The 14,282-nt window shown below is 64.3% G+C and carries 13 protein-coding genes; 1 reads left to right on the top strand and 12 read right to left on the bottom strand.

Annotated features, from left to right (window positions below):
- Positions 1–6: 6 nt before the first annotated feature.
- Together fabZ and lpxD are read right to left on the bottom strand one after the other, a co-directional pair.
- Positions 7–465 (bottom strand): 3-hydroxyacyl-ACP dehydratase FabZ, encoded by a 459-nt coding sequence (gene fabZ, locus XcyCFBP4188_RS11270; protein ID WP_006452824.1) that lies wholly within the window; start codon positions 463–465, stop codon positions 7–9.
- Positions 462–1,475, bottom strand: coding sequence for a UDP-3-O-(3-hydroxymyristoyl)glucosamine N-acyltransferase (gene lpxD / locus XcyCFBP4188_RS11265; RefSeq protein WP_006452825.1), 1,014 nt, complete (start codon positions 1,473–1,475; stop codon positions 462–464). The genes fabZ and lpxD overlap by 4 nt, the downstream gene beginning before the upstream one ends.
- A gap of 127 nt (positions 1,476–1,602) precedes the next feature.
- Here lpxD and XcyCFBP4188_RS11260 point away from each other — a divergent pair, with 127 nt between their 5' ends.
- A complete protein-coding gene (locus XcyCFBP4188_RS11260; protein WP_006452826.1) occupies positions 1,603–1,794 on the top strand; it encodes a hypothetical protein in 192 nt (63 codons plus the stop codon).
- Positions 1,795–1,873: 79 nt separating this feature from the next.
- Here XcyCFBP4188_RS11260 and bamA read toward each other — a convergent pair whose 3' ends face one another.
- The 10 genes from bamA to rpsB all read right to left on the bottom strand — a co-directional run bounded on the left by bamA (position 1,874) and on the right by rpsB (position 13,769).
- The gene (bamA, locus tag XcyCFBP4188_RS11255) at positions 1,874–4,240 is read right to left on the bottom strand and encodes an outer membrane protein assembly factor BamA (RefSeq protein WP_006452827.1); all 2,367 of its coding nucleotides are present in this window, start codon (positions 4,238–4,240) and stop codon (positions 1,874–1,876) included.
- An 83-nt stretch (positions 4,241–4,323) separates the two neighbouring features.
- Entirely contained in the window at positions 4,324–5,670 is a 1,347-nt protein-coding gene (gene rseP / locus XcyCFBP4188_RS11250; RefSeq protein ID WP_104592125.1) for an RIP metalloprotease RseP, read from the bottom strand.
- Between the two features lie 26 nt (positions 5,671–5,696).
- Positions 5,697–6,887 carry a 1-deoxy-D-xylulose-5-phosphate reductoisomerase gene (locus XcyCFBP4188_RS11245; protein ID WP_104592124.1) on the bottom strand — a complete coding sequence of 397 codons (1,191 nt, stop codon included), beginning with the start codon at positions 6,885–6,887 and terminating at the stop codon, positions 5,697–5,699.
- Between the two features lie 2 nt (positions 6,888–6,889).
- Positions 6,890–7,717 carry a phosphatidate cytidylyltransferase gene (locus tag XcyCFBP4188_RS11240; RefSeq protein WP_006452830.1) on the bottom strand — a complete coding sequence of 276 codons (828 nt, stop codon included), beginning with the start codon at positions 7,715–7,717 and terminating at the stop codon, positions 6,890–6,892.
- Positions 7,714–8,475: a polyprenyl diphosphate synthase gene (uppS, locus tag XcyCFBP4188_RS11235; protein WP_167393534.1), complete on the bottom strand. Its 762-nt coding sequence runs from the start codon at positions 8,473–8,475 to the stop codon at positions 7,714–7,716. Before uppS ends, XcyCFBP4188_RS11240 begins: the two co-directional genes overlap by 4 nt.
- Positions 8,476–8,492: 17 nt before the next feature.
- Positions 8,493–9,050: a ribosome recycling factor gene (gene frr, locus XcyCFBP4188_RS11230; protein ID WP_006452832.1), complete on the bottom strand. Its 558-nt coding sequence runs from the start codon at positions 9,048–9,050 to the stop codon at positions 8,493–8,495.
- A gap of 197 nt (positions 9,051–9,247) precedes the next feature.
- On the bottom strand, positions 9,248–9,970 hold the full coding sequence (gene pyrH, locus XcyCFBP4188_RS11225) for a UMP kinase (protein WP_006452833.1): 723 nt from the start codon (positions 9,968–9,970) through the stop codon (positions 9,248–9,250).
- Positions 9,971–10,077: 107 nt separating this feature from the next.
- A complete protein-coding gene (locus XcyCFBP4188_RS11220) occupies positions 10,078–11,601 on the bottom strand; it encodes a sensor domain-containing diguanylate cyclase (RefSeq protein ID WP_006452834.1) in 1,524 nt (507 codons plus the stop codon).
- A 279-nt stretch (positions 11,602–11,880) separates the two neighbouring features.
- Positions 11,881–12,786 carry a translation elongation factor Ts gene (gene tsf / locus XcyCFBP4188_RS11215; RefSeq protein WP_436580857.1) on the bottom strand — a complete coding sequence of 302 codons (906 nt, stop codon included), beginning with the start codon at positions 12,784–12,786 and terminating at the stop codon, positions 11,881–11,883.
- A 143-nt stretch (positions 12,787–12,929) separates the two neighbouring features.
- Positions 12,930–13,769: a 30S ribosomal protein S2 gene (gene rpsB / locus XcyCFBP4188_RS11210; protein ID WP_006452836.1), complete on the bottom strand. Its 840-nt coding sequence runs from the start codon at positions 13,767–13,769 to the stop codon at positions 12,930–12,932.
- Positions 13,770–14,282: the final 513 nt, after the last annotated feature.

Raw genomic sequence — 14,282 nt, 5'->3', positions numbered from 1 at the left:
GGGTTATTACCTGGCGCCGGCGCACATCACCTCGGCACTGGCCACCACTTCGCCATCGACCTTGGCCTCGCCGTAGAAGCATCCCACGTTACGGATCAGGCGCTTCATCTTCACCTCCATGATCAACACATCGCCCGGGATCACCTGCTTGTTGAAGCGGGCGTTGTCGACCTTGACCATGTAGAACAACTGCGACAACGCATCGCGGCCCAAACCGAGTTGGGTCATCACGCCACCGACCTGCGCCAGCGCCTCGATGATCAGCACGCCAGGCATCACCGGGCGGTTCGGGAAGTGGCCCTGAAAGAACGGCTCGTTGATGGTGACGTTCTTCTGCGCAACGATCCACTTGGTTTCCAGATCGAGTTCGAGGACCCGGTCGACCAGCAGAAACGGGTAACGATGCGGGAGCAGCGTCTGGATCTGACTGACGTCGATCGGCAGCTCATACGTGGGGTAACTCATTCTTTCTCCTTGCCCACAGCCAGAATGCGCCTTGCCAGCACATCGAGTTGTTTGAAGCGCGCGGCATTCTTGCGCCACGTGCGATTGTCGGTGAGAGGGGTGCCGGACGAATACTCGCCCGGCTCATGGATGGAATTGCGCACCACCGATTTGCCGGTGATCACGACCTTGTCGCAGATCTCCAGGTGGCCGACCACGCCGACATGCCCGCCGAGCAGACAGTAACGGCCGATCTTGGCGCTGCCGGCAATGCCGGTGCAGCCAGCGATCGCGCTATGCGCACCGATATGGCAGTTGTGCGCAATCTGCACCAGGTTATCCACGCGCACGTCTTCTTCCAGCACGGTGTCTTCCAGCGCGCCGCGGTCGATGCAGGTGTTGGCGCCAATCTCGCAATCGTCGCCGATCACCACACCGCCCAGTTGCGGCACCTTGATCCAGTGGCCGGCATCCATCGCCAGGCCGAAACCGTCGGCACCGATCACCGCGCCGGGGTGAATGCGCACCCGCTTGCCCAACCGCACGCGGGTCACCAGGGTGACGCGGGCGATCAGTTCGCTGCCATCGTCCACCACGCAGTCTTCGCCGATGATGCTGCCGGTGCCGATCACGCAGCCATCGCCCACGCGGCTGCGCGCGCCGATGCTGACGAACGGGCCGACATGCGCGCTTGGGGAGACCTGAGCGGTGGGGTCGATCACCGCCAAGGGATGGATGCCCGGTTCGCGCACTGGCGCCACATCGAACAAGGCAGCGATCTTGGCGAACGCGGTATAGGGATCCTTGGCGACCAACGCAGTGCCGCGCGCGGACTGCGCGTCGTCGGCGCGCAGGACAACGATGGCTGCCTGAGTGTCAGCCAGCTGCGGCCGATAGCGTGGGTTGGACAGGAAGCTCAGCTGCCCCGCGCCGGCATGCGCCAGGGTGGCGACACCGGTGACTTCGGTGGTGCCGTCGCCAACGACGGTCAACCCAAATTGTTCGGCAATCGCACTGGCGGTCAAGCGCATCAGGGTGAACCTCGCGTAAACATTAAGTGGCTGGTTTTACGGAAAAAAAACGTTGCCAAACGTTTGCCAAACAGTCGGGCGTATCTCTGGCTGGGCCGCAACTATGCGGCGAACCCAGGAAAAGCATATGAAAACTGTCCTCTCCATTTTCGGAAGCGTGATCCTGCTGGGCGCGGTTGCCAGTGCCTCGGCCGACGACTTCACAGAACAGCGCGCCAACGCTCAGGGATTCTGGGACCAGCAGGTCCAGTGCGTGGACTCGTCCGATTGGGGCGCCACCGCCACCTGCCTGGGCAACGTCTGGAACACCTACTTCTAAGTCCGGGTTTCAGACAGGAATCAGTCAAACAAACAATGGCGGCCCGAAGTTCGGGCCGCCATTGTTTTGCCTGCAGCTCTTAGAACTGGCCGCCGAAGGTGAACTGCAGACGTTCGATCTCGTCGTTGTCTTCCTTCTTCAGCGGGAACGCGTAGCTGATCGAGATGGGGCCGACCGGTGCGCGCCACAACAGCGCCACGCCGGTGGACGCGCGCAGTTCATTGGCCTTGAAGTTGTCCACGCCGCTATACACGTTACCGAAGTCGAAGAATGCCGACACGCGCGCCGACGGGCTGTCGAACAGCTTGGGGAAATACATTTCCACCGAGCCCACGGTCTTGAACGAGCCACCGAGCGGCTGGCCGCGATTGAATCCGTTGATGGTTTCCGAACGCGGGCCCAGGGTGTTGTCTTCGAAGCCGCGCACCGAGTTGGTGCCGCCGGCGTAGAAGTTCTCGTAGAACGGCAGGCCGGTGGCGGTGATGGTGCGTGACACGCCATTGCCATCGGTCACCACACGCGTGCTGTCGTTGCCGTAGCTGTCGCCATAGCCCAACTCGAAGCGCGTGTTCAACACGATCGCCGGAATGATCGGCCAGTAGTTGGAGATCTGATAATTGAGCTTGTAGTACTCGACCGTGGAGCCGGGCAGGGTGGTTTCCAGACCCACGCGCTGGTACATGCCGCGGGTTGGCATGAAGAAGTCGTTGCGGGTATCGCGCGCCCAACCCAGCTCGGTACGCCAGGCGTGGAAGGTACGGGTGCCGATCGCATCGATGTAATCGATGATCGCCCGCGGCGTGGTGCCCGGGAAGGTGGTGATCTGATTGCTGTCGATGCCGACCATTGCCGAGACGGTATCGTTCTCGGTGATCGGTACGCCGAACACCACCTGCGCCGAGCCATTCTTGCTGTTGAACTGCGCGGTGTTGAAGTCCGAGTAGTCGAGTGCGCGCCAGGACAGGTTGTAGCCCAGCGACACGCCGTCGTCAGTAAAGAACGGGTTGGTGTAGGAGAACGCGTAACGCTGCTGGAAGGTGCTGCGCGAGGCTTCCACCGCCACGCGGTTACCGCCGCCCAGGAAGTTGTTCTGCGACAACTGCACCGAGGTGGTCACACCGAAGCTCTGCGAGTAACCCAGGCCGAACACGAAGCTGCCGGAGGTGGTTTCCTTGACGTTGTAGACCACGTCGACCTGGTCGTTGCTGCCCGGCACGGCCGGCGTTTCCACGTCCACGCTCTCGAAGTAGCCCAGGCGCTGCAGACGGATCTTGGAACGGTCGATCGCCGCCTGCGAGTACCAGGTGTTTTCGAACTGGCGCATTTCGCGGCGCAAGACTTCATCCGAGGTGCGGCTGTTGCCCTTGTAGAGAATGCGGCGCACGGTGACGCGCGGGCCCGGTACCACCTGCAGGTTCACCGCAACGGTGCGGTCCTCGCGGTTCGGCGTCGGAATCGGGTTGACCTTGGCGAACGCGTAACCGACGTTGCTCAGCGTGTTGGTGATCGCATCGGAGGTGTATTCCAGCAACGCACGCGAGAAGATGTCGCCGGCCTTGGGAATCACCAGGCGCTCGATGTCGGCCTGCGGCAACACGGTGTCGCCGGTGACCTTGATCTCGGAAATCTTGTACTGCTCGCCCTCGGTGACGCCGGCGCTGACGAACATGTCGCGCTTGTCGGGGCTGATCGCCACCTGGGTGGAGTCGATGCTGAAGTCCACGTAGCCGCGGTCCAGGTACCAGGAGTTGAGCTTCTCCAGGTCGCCGGACATCTTTTCCTTGGAGTACTGGTCGTCGCGGCGATACCACGAGGCCCAGTTGTGCTCCTTGGATTCCCAGTTTTCCAGGATGTCCTCGTTGGCGAACTTCTCGGTGCCGATCAGATTGACGTGGCGGATCTTGGCCGCCTTGCCTTCCTTGATCGCGATGGCCACGTCCACGCGGTTGCGATCCAGCGGGCTCACCGTCGGGGTGATCTCGACGTTGTACTTGCCGCGGTTGTTGTACTGGCGGGTCAGTTCCTGGGTCACGCGGTCCAGGCTCAGCCGGTCGAAGGTGCCGCCTTCGGTCAGGCCGATGTCGCCCAGGCCCTTGAGCAGCTCTTCGGACTTGATGTCCTTGTTGCCGGTCACGGTGAGCTTGTTGATCGCCGGGCGCTCCTTGACCGTGATCACCAGGATGTTGCCCTGGCGATCCAGCTGCACGTCTTCGAAGAAGCCGGTGCGGTACAGCGCGCGGATCGAGTCGGCAACCTTGCCATCGTCCACGGTGTCGCCGCGATTCACCGGCAGATAGGTGAACACGGTGCCGGAGGCAATGCGCTGCAGGCCGTCGACGCGGATGTCGCTGGCAACGAACGGCTCGGCCGCCAGGGCGAGGGCTGGCAGGCTGAGGCCGGCGGCAAGAGCGAGGGCAAGCAGGCGGCGAGTGGGAAGACGCGTCATGTCACATCCGGTTGGAGTCGATTTCGGGTGTTGCTGGATGCCGACGTATGACGACGACAACAGGCGGAAAGGGTGGAGCAGTTTCATCGTGGAAGCAGGCCGAGGATGTCGTTGTAGAACGCCAGTCCCATCAGCCCTGCCAGGAGCGCCAGGCCGACATATTGCCCGGCCATCATGGCCCGTTCGCTGATCGGGCTGCCCTTGATCAACTCGATAAGGTAATACAGCAGATGCCCACCGTCCAAGATCGGGATGGGCATCAGGTTGATGATCGCCAGGCTGAGCGACAGCAATCCCAGGAAATACAGGAACCAGTCGAGCCCGCGTTCGGCCGAGGCATTGGCGGCGCGCGCAATTGTGACCGGGCCGGAGATGTTTTTCACCGAGGCCTGGCCGGTCAGCATGCGCTTCATCATGCCCAGCGAATCGGCGGTCATCTTGCCGGTTTCGCGGATGGCGGCGGGCACCGCAGCGAACAGGCCGTATTGCTGGCGGCTGTCGTAGGCCGGTGCTGGTGCGGCTGCAAAGCCCACGCCCAGCATCCACTGTCCTTGCGGCGACTTGCGCGGAGCAATTTCCAGCGCCAGCCGGTCTTCGCCGCGTGCGACCTCGATCATGCCGTTCCCGCCCTGCGCGCCCAGCGTCTGCAGCTGGGCAGGAATCTCGTCGGCCGAGCGGATCGGCTGGCCATCGATGGCGACAATGCGGTCGCCCGGCTTGAGCAGGCCTTCGGCGGCAGAGCCGGCGACCACCTGACCCACCACCGGCGGTTGCAGCATGAACTGCCAGCCGATGCCGGCCAGCGCGGCCACGCGGCGCTCGTCGAAACCGGCCGGCAGCTGCGACAGGCGCAGGGTGTGCTCGCTGTTGCCAGCGCCCTCGGCGGCGGTCAGCACGCGGATATCGCGCCTGTCCATCGCTGCGGTGGTGAGCTGCATGCTGGCATCGCTCCAGCTGCTCACGTTGCGGTCGTCGATCCGCACGATGCGCTCGCCAGGCGTCAGCCCGGCTTCGGCAGCCAGGCCATCAGCGCGGCCGACGGTGGCCGAATAATCCTGCTTGCCGACCACGAACATCGCCCACAGCATTGCCATGCACAGCAACAGGTTGGCGATCGGACCGGCGGCGACAATGGCGATGCGTTGCCACACCGTTTTGCGATTGAAGGCCTGATCCTGCTCGGCCGGATGTACTTCGCCTTCGCGCTCGTCGAGCATCTTGACGTAGCCGCCCAGCGGAATCGCGGCGATCGCGAACTCGGTACCGTGGCGGTCGCGGCGCATCCACAGCGGTTTGCCGAAGCCCACCGAAAAGCGCAGCACCTTGACGCCGCAGCGGCGCGCGACCCAGAAGTGGCCGAATTCGTGAAACGTCACCAACACGCCCAGGCTGACGATCATCCACCAGACCGAACCGATGAAATCACCCATAGATGCAACTCGGCTGCGTGGATCGATCAGGCATGAAAGGAATGATGGGCGAGGGCGCGTTCAGTGATCTGCCGTGCTTGGGCATCGGCAGAAAGAAGGGTGTCGAGGGTGTCGGCATTGTGCCGTGGGAGCGTTGTCAGTGTGTGTTCGACCAACGCTGGGATCGCTAGGAAACCCACTTTGCCCTGAAGAAAGGCTGAAACAGCCACTTCGTTGGCCGCGTTCAGGATCGCTGGCGCGGTTCCACCGGCCTCCAGTGCCTCCCAGGCCAGCCGCAGACACGGAAATGCGGCGGTGTCCGGCGCTTCGAAATCCAGTCGCCCCTGGCTCAGCAGATCCAGCCCGGCAACGCCCGATTCGACCCGCTCCGGCCACGCCAGGCCGACCGCCAGGGTGGTGCGCATGTCCGGCAGGCCAAGCTGGGCCAGGGTGGAGCCGTCGACGAATTCGACCAGCGAATGCACCAGGCTTTGCGGGTGCACCAGCACATCGATCTGCGCGCCGGGCAGGCCGAACAGGTGATGCGCCTCGATGACTTCCAGGCCTTTGTTCATCAGGGTCGCCGAATCCACCGAAATCTTCGGGCCCATCGACCATTTGGGATGTGCGACCGCTTGCGCCGGGGTGACCGCGCCCAGCGCGGCGCGCTCCCAGCCACGGAACGGGCCGCCGGAGGCGGTCAGGATCACCCGGCGCACGCCACGGCTGGCGTCGCAGGAGCGCAGGCACTGGAAGATGGCGCTGTGCTCGCTGTCGATCGGGATGATCTCCGCGCCCGCCGCCGCCGCGGTGCGGGTCAGCAGCTCGCCGGCAAGCACCAGCGATTCCTTGTTGGCCAGCAGCAGGCGCTTGCCGGCGCGGGCGGCGGCCAGGGTCGAAGGCAGGCCGGCGGCGCCCACGATGGCGGCCACCACGGTGTCGCAGGCATCGCTGCCGGCCAGTGCATCCAGCGCCTCGCTACCGGCATGCGCCTGCGTGGCCAGGCCTGCCGCACGCAAGCCATCGCGCAGCGCCGGGTACAGGGAGTAGTCGGCAATCACCGCATGCGCGGGCCGATGCGCGGCGCATAGCGCCAGCAGTTCGTCGACCTTGCTGCCGGCCGACAGCACGCTGGCACGCAGCCGCTCGGGGTGACGGGCGATCACATCCAATGCCGACGCACCGATCGAGCCGGTGGCGCCGAACACGGCGACCTGACGGAGAGAGGAGCCAGCCATGCCTAGAATCCGAGAATTTCCTTGCCGAGTGCGAACACCGGCAGGGCGGCGAGCACGCCATCGATGCGATCCAGCACGCCGCCGTGGCCCGGAATCACCGCGCCCGAATCCTTGGCGCCGGCGTGGCGCTTGAGCAGGCTCTCGAACAGGTCGCCCAGCACCGAGGCCAGCACCGCAATGGCGGAGACCAGCATCAGCTGCGGCACATGCGCCAGGGTCAGACCGGCCAGCCAGCCGAATGCGCAGGCGACCACGATGCCGGCAACCATGCCGCCGAGCAGGCCTTCGATGGTCTTGTTCGGGCTGACCCGCGGCGCCAGCTTGTGCTTGCCGAACGCGCGACCGGCGAAATACGCGCCCGAATCGGCCGCCCAGACCATGGTCAGCGCGGTCAGCAACCACAGATTGCCCTTGTCCGGATTGGCATGCAGCAGCACCAGCGCGGCCCAGGCCGGCAGCACCGCCAGCGTGCCGGCGGCCAGCTTGAGCGCACGCGCCTGGCCGTTGCCGTGGTCGGCGCCAAAGGTGAAAAAGCGCAGCCAGAGCAAGGCCAGCAGCCACCAGGCCACGCCCACCAACGCGGCAATCTGGAACAGCACCATGGAGCCGGCCGACGCCCACACCATCAGCACCATCAGCAGCAGATTGAGCATCAGCAGCACGGTGCGCGGCAGGCTGTCGTCGATGCCGGACAGCTTGAGCCACTCCCACAGGCCGGTCAGGAACAGGATCGCCGCCAGCGCTGCCAGCCATTGAGTCGGCAGCAGCACGATCGCGCAGATGGCGAGCGGCGCCATGATCAACGCGGCAATCACGCGGGTCCTGGTCATGCGGAGGAGGCCTCTGTCGCCTTGTCGGCAATCTGGGCGCTGGTCAGGCCGAAGCGACGTTCGCGCCCGGCATAGTCGTCCAGCGCCTGCTGCAGCACCGCGGCATCGAACTCCGGCCACAGGGTTTCGGTGAACCACAGTTCGGTGTAGGCCAGCTGCCACAACAGAAAATTGCTGATGCGGGTGTCGCCACCGGTGCGGATGAACAGATCCGGCGCCGGCAGGTCGGCCAATGCGATCCGGCTGGCCAGCAGGGCTTCGTCGATCTGCTGCGGCTGCAGGCGGCCGGCAGCCACTTCTTCGGCCAGTGCACGTGCGGCCAGCGCGATGTCCTGGCGGCCGCCGTAGCTGGCAGCGATGCTCAGCACCAGGCGCGAGTTGGCGGCGGTGATGCGTTCGGCGCCGGCCATGCGCTCGCGCAACGGCGCGGCAAAGCGGCTGCGATCGCCGATGAAGCGCACTTGCACGCCACGCCGCTGCAGTTCGTCGACCTCGCGATCGATCGCATGCAGGAACAGCTTCATCAGCGCGTCGACTTCTTCCTGCGGGCGGCCCCAGTTCTCACTGGAGAACGCGAACAGGGTGAGCGCCGAGACGCCTTTTTCCAGGCAGAAATCGATGGTGCGATTGACCGCACGCGCGCCTGCGCGATGGCCGATCATGCGCGGACGCCGCCGACGCTGCGCCCAACGCCCATTGCCATCCATGATGATGGCGATGTGGCGCGGCACAGCGGCAGCGGATGGTTCTGGATGCATGGCAGGGGATGCCACGATCAGACCGTCATCAGTTCCTGTTCCTTGCCCTTGACGACCTCATCCACGTCCTTGATGGCCTTGTCGGTGAGCTTCTGGATGTCGTCTTCGGCGCTGCGCGCCTCGTCTTCGGTGACTGCCTTGTCCTTGAGCAGATCCTTGACCTGCTGGTTGGCATCGCGACGGATGTTGCGGATGGCCACCTTGCTGTCTTCGCCTTCGCCATGCACGGACTTGCTGAGCTCCTTGCGGCGCTCCTCGGTCAGCGGCGGCAGGTTCAGACGGATCACGGTGCCGACCACGGTCGGGGTCAGGCCCAGATCCGAGGCGTAGATCGCTTTTTCGACGTCCTTGATCATGCCCTTGTCGAACAGGCTGATCACCAGCGAGCGGCCTTCGGAGACGCTGATGCTGGCAACCTGATTCAAGGGGGTGTCGGTGCCGTATGCCTTGACCTTGATGTTGTCCAGCAGCGCCGGAGAGGCGCGGCCTGTACGCACGGTGGTCAGGGAATGGCGCAGAGCATCGATGCTCTTGGTCATGCGCGTGAGCGCGTCTTGTTTGATCTGGTTGAGCATCGCCGGAATCCGTGTGGAGCTGAATCCGGGGATTATAGCCGGGACTGCGTTTGGAGACTTGCCGGCTGGCAGCCTCCTGCGCAGCCGGTTCACCTCTGGCGCCGCTTCACGCCCGGCGCCGTTATCGATCAGGTATCAGCGCAGTTCCGGGAACGGCGCTTTTGCGATTCCCCAATCCCGATTCCCGATTCCCGACCTCAGCTGCGGCCCTGAACCAGCGTGCCGATCTGCTCGCCGTGCAGGATGCGCAGCAGCACGCCGGGCTCGCTCATGCCGAAGATGCGCAGCGGCAGGTCGCTGTCGCGTGCCAGGGCGAAGGCGGCAGTGTCCATCACTTCCAGGCCCTGCATGATGACCTGGTCGTAGGTCAGGGTGTCGTAACGCACCGCATCGGTGTGCTTCTTCGGGTCCTTGTCGTAGACGCCGTCGACCTTGGTTGCCTTGAGCAGCAGGTCGGCGCCGATCTCGATCGCGCGCAGCGCCGCACCCGAGTCGGTGGTGAAGAACGGGTTGCCGGTGCCGGCGGCGAAGATGGCGATGCGGCCCTTTTCCAGATGACGGATCGCGCGCCGGCGGATGAAGTCTTCGCACACGTCGTTGATCTTGATCGCGCTCATCACGCGCACTTTGGCGCCGAGCTTTTCCAGCGCGTCCTGCATCGCCAGTGCGTTGATCACGGTGGCCAGCATGCCCATGTGGTCGCCGGTGACGCGGTCCATGCCGCTGGCGGCCAGACCTGCGCCGCGGAAGATGTTGCCGCCGCCGATCACCAGTGCGACCTGCGCGCCGGCCTGCTGCGCTTCGATCACTTCATGGGCGAGGCGATTGATGACTTTGGGGTCGATGCCGTAATCCCCGTCTCCCATCAGCGCCTCCCCGGAAAGTTTGAGAAGAATGCGGCGATAGGGAAGTGCAGACATGGGGGGAACCTCGGTGTGGGGGATCGGCAAACGCCGGCAAGTCTAGCGGAAGCCTGTCACCGGGCGTGGTAAAAATTCGCTTGTCGGGGCGTGACGTGATGCGTTGCTCAGTGCGCGCGTGGCGGCTGCGGGGCTGGCACATCGGTCGCATCGTAGGCGGTGACACGGTTGCGGCCGCGATGCTTGGAGCGATACAACGTGCTGTCGGCAGCCTGCAATAAATGCTCGATGCTCTCGAACTGGCGGCCGCCGCCGCCATGCGTGGCCAGCCCTGCGGAGAAGGTGATGTGCAGCGGTCCGCTCTGCAATTGCGCCATCGGCGTGCGTGCGGTTTCGACCAGGATGCGCTCGATCACCATCAATGCGGCGTCGGCTGTGGTGTTGGGGAGGATCACCAGAAATTCTTCGCCGCCATAGCGTGCGACCAGGTCGCTGGTGCGCACCATCCGCTGCAGTGTCTGCGCAAAATTGCGCAGCACCTCGTCGCCGATCAGATGCCCATGCGAATCGTTGACGCGCTTGAAGTCGTCCAGGTCGATGAAGGCGATCGACAGCGGCCAGCTCTGGCGTGATGCCAGCTCGAATTCGTGCTCGAGCGCAGTGCCGAGCTGGTGCCGATTGAACACACCGGTGAGTGCGTCGCGGCTGGCCTGTTCGGCCAGATGACGCATGCGGTTTTCCGATTCGTCGGCATGCCGGCGCGCTTCGGCCACATCCTGCAACTCGCGCAGGCTGCGCAGCATCGCCAACTCGCGGGCCTGCTCGAAGATCATCTGGATGTGCTCGGGCTGCGGCACGCGGATGTCGAACAGGGCTTCCAGTTCGGGCAGCGATTCGGCGATGCGCTCGATCACTTTTTCGAAGCGTTCTGCATCCAGTTCCAGCACCTGCTGGGCCTGCTGTTGCGCGTGTTCGGTGGCGGTGACCGCGCTGGCCGACAGCCAGATATCGGCCAGTCGCCCGGACAGCGCGACACAGGCCATGAACGGTTCCAGGCTGGCCGGCTCTTCTTCGCTCTGTGCGATCGCGTTCTGCAGATACGGCGGCAACTGCCATTGATGCGCAAGCCAGGCGCCGACCTCGGCATGGGTGGCGCCCAGATGCTCGCGTTCGGCATCCAGCAGCGCGGTGTTGTCCTGTGCTGTTTCCAGCAGCGGTGCATACAGCTCGGGTGCGCCCTGCAGCAAGGCGAGCTTGCCGATGTCCTGCAGCAGCCCGGCCAGCATCAATTCTTCGGGTTTGCGGATGCCGTAGGCCTGGCCGAGGATGCGGCTGGCCAGTGCGCACAAGCCGGCGCGGCGCCAGATGCGCTCATGCAGCGGATGCGCGGTGAAGGTGCTGCGCACGCCGTGCACCATCGAAAACCCAAGTGCCAGGCTCAAGGTGGCGTTGAGGCCGAGCATGGTCAGCGCCTGGCCGAGGTTGTCGATGCGGCGGCGGCTGGCGTACAGCGGCGAATTGGCAACGCGCAGCATGCGTGCGCTCAATGCCATGTCCATGCCGATGACATTGGCCGTCGCGGTCATGTCCACATCGGGGTCTTGCGCAAGTTCAATGATGCGCAGCGCGACGCCGGGCGGCGATGGCAGATTGCGGCAGTAGTGCAGGGCGGCTTGGAGGTCTGGTTGCATGATTCATCGCCGACAGTGAGCGCAAGCATACAGCTGCGTTCGTTGAGTGGGGCACGCCAAGCCTTGCCATCGCTGCGCTGCGATGTGCGCGCTCTGGACGCTGAGAGCCTTGTCGGCATTCAGATTTAGCGGCGACCGTCACAACATCTGTAGAGTCGAGGTCGGTTGTCGGTGTGGTGTATGCGTGCGCTTCAGCTTTGAGCGTCAGTGTGGATGCGCATCAGGTTTCAGGCAAAAAAAAACCGCGGCATGCCGCGGCTTTTTTGCGTGTGGCGAAGATCAGGCCAGGCCGGCCTGCTTCATCACTTCGGCGGCGTAGTCTTCCACCACCTTCTCGATGCCTTCGCCAACGGCCAGGCGCTGGAAGCCGACCACGTCCGCGCCGGCCGCCTTGACGGCCTGCTCCACGGTCTGATCGGTGTTCAGCACATACGGCTGGCCGTACAGCGTGACTTCGTTGATGATCTTGCTGATCTTGCCGCTGATGATCTTTTCCAGGATCTCGGCCGGCTTGGACTTGTCCTTCTCGGACATCTTGGCCAGTTCGATTTCCTTTTCCTTGGCAACGAACTCGGCCGGAACGTCGGAGGCCTTGACGTGCGGCGGGTTCATCGCGGCGATGTGCATGGCGATGCCGCGTGCCAGCTCGATGTCGCCACCCTTCAGCTCGACCAGCACGCCGATGCGGCCGCCGTGCACGTAGGCTGCGACGTTGTTTGCGCTGTCGATGCGCACCAGGCGACGCACCTGCAGGTTCTCGCCGACCTTGGCGATGACCGCAGCGCGGCGTTCTTCGATGGTCTCGCCGCTGTCGAGCTTGACGCTCTTCAGCGCTTCGGCATCGGCCGCATCCGAGTTCAGCGCGGCGGTGGCCACGGTCTCGGTGAAGGCCAGGAAGTTCTCATCCTTGGCGACAAAGTCGGTTTCGGAATTGATTTCGACCAGCACGGCCTTGCCGCCGGCCTGGGCGGTCGCGATGCGGCCTTCGGCGGCGACACGGTCGGCCTTCTTGTCGGCCTTGGCCAGACCCGACTTGCGCAGCCATTCGGCGGCGGCGTCGATGTCGCCAGCGTTTTCGACGAGTGCCTTCTTGCACTCCATCATGCCGGCGCCAGTGCGCTCGCGCAGTTCCTTGACCAGGGAAGCAGTGATTTCCATGGAATTACCTCGTTTGGACGAATGCATGCGGCGGAGATGTTCCGCCAATGAGGAGACGGCGCAATGTGCTGGCCGCCCCCGTAGATGTCTTCAGTGGCCCGGGCGACGGGACGCCATGGTCCCGTCGGGGCTGCGGCCGCACAGCATGGTGCGGCCGCATTGCAGGCCGATTACTCGGCAGCAGGAGCAGCCGGAGCAGCCGGAGCTGCAGCGTCGGCCGGAGCGTCAGCCTTCTTTTCGGTCTTCTTGGCCGGGGCGCGACGGCCCTTGCCTTCGTCGGCGGATTCGGCCGAGAACTCTTCTTCGCGCACGGAGGCGGAGTTCGGAGCAGCAGCCTTGCCTTCCAGCACGGCGTCGGCAGCGGCGCGTGCATACAGCTGCACGGCGCGGATGGCGTCGTCGTTACCCGGGATGGCGTAGTCGACCAGGGCCGGGTCGTAGTTGGTATCGACCACGGCGATCACCGGGATGCCGAGCTTCTTGGCTTCCTTGATGGCGATGTCTTCATGGCCGATGTCGATCACGAAGATCGCGTCGGGCAGGCGGTTCATTTCCTTGATGCCGCCCAGCGAGGCGTCCAGCTTCTCGCGCTCGCGACGCAGGCCCAGCACTTCGTGCTTGACCAGCTTCTCGAAGGTGCCATCGGTCTCGGCCGCTTCCAGTTCCTTCAGGCGCGCAACCGACTGCTTGACGGTGCGGAAGTTGGTCAGCGTGCCGCCCAGCCAGCGCTGGGTCATGAACGGCATGTTGCAACGCTCGGCTTCTTCCTTGATGGACTCGCGCGCGCTGCGCTTGGTGCCCAGGAACAGGATGGTGCCGCGCTTCTGCGCGATCGAGGAGAGAAAGTTCATCGCATCGTTGAAGAGCGGAACGGTCTTCTCGAGGTTGATGATGTGGATCTTGCCGCGCGCGCCGAAGATGTACGGCGCCATCTTGGGGTTCCAGTAGCGGGTCTGGTGACCGAAATGGACGCCGGCTTCCAGCATCTGACGCATGGTGACTTGGGGCATTGAAGTAATTCCTGGTAGCGGAATCGCCGTGCGCGGCTTGTTGTTGAAAAGTCCGCACATGGATGTGCGGGCTGTTGCGAGGGACTCGCATCAAAACGCACATGATTCCGGGGTTGGGCTTCCCTGTCGCCTCCGTGTCGAACCCCTCGCGGGGCACCCCGGCACGGATGGCGGCGGCAGGTGTGAATTCGTCGGTGACGTCCGACGTGGACGACGCAATGCGTAAAGACGCAAAACAGCCGGCGGAGTATAGCCGCCAGGGCGCGTCTGCGCAATTGGTCGGTTTGGGGACGTCCAGAGCTGCGCTGAAGCTCAAGGTCTTGGCGCCTTGAGAGGTGCATTGGAGGTGTGGATGCTTCGGGGGCAGAGCGGCTGGTCTGTTGATTGGCTGCAGGGCCCTTGCCCGCCCACCATCGCGGGACACGCTGCAAGTACGTCCCTGTAGCAACTGTGTTGTTGGAGGGGCTTTGGCCACTCCGTAAGCCGGGCACGGTGGTGCCGGCTGCTGGCAGC

Origin of the sequence: Xanthomonas hortorum pv. cynarae (assembly GCF_002939985.1) — a bacterium.
GTDB lineage: Bacteria > Pseudomonadota > Gammaproteobacteria > Xanthomonadales > Xanthomonadaceae > Xanthomonas > Xanthomonas hortorum_D.
The sequence above is the reverse complement of the archived record's forward strand: the minus strand, read 5'-3'. Positions and strand labels throughout refer to the sequence as shown.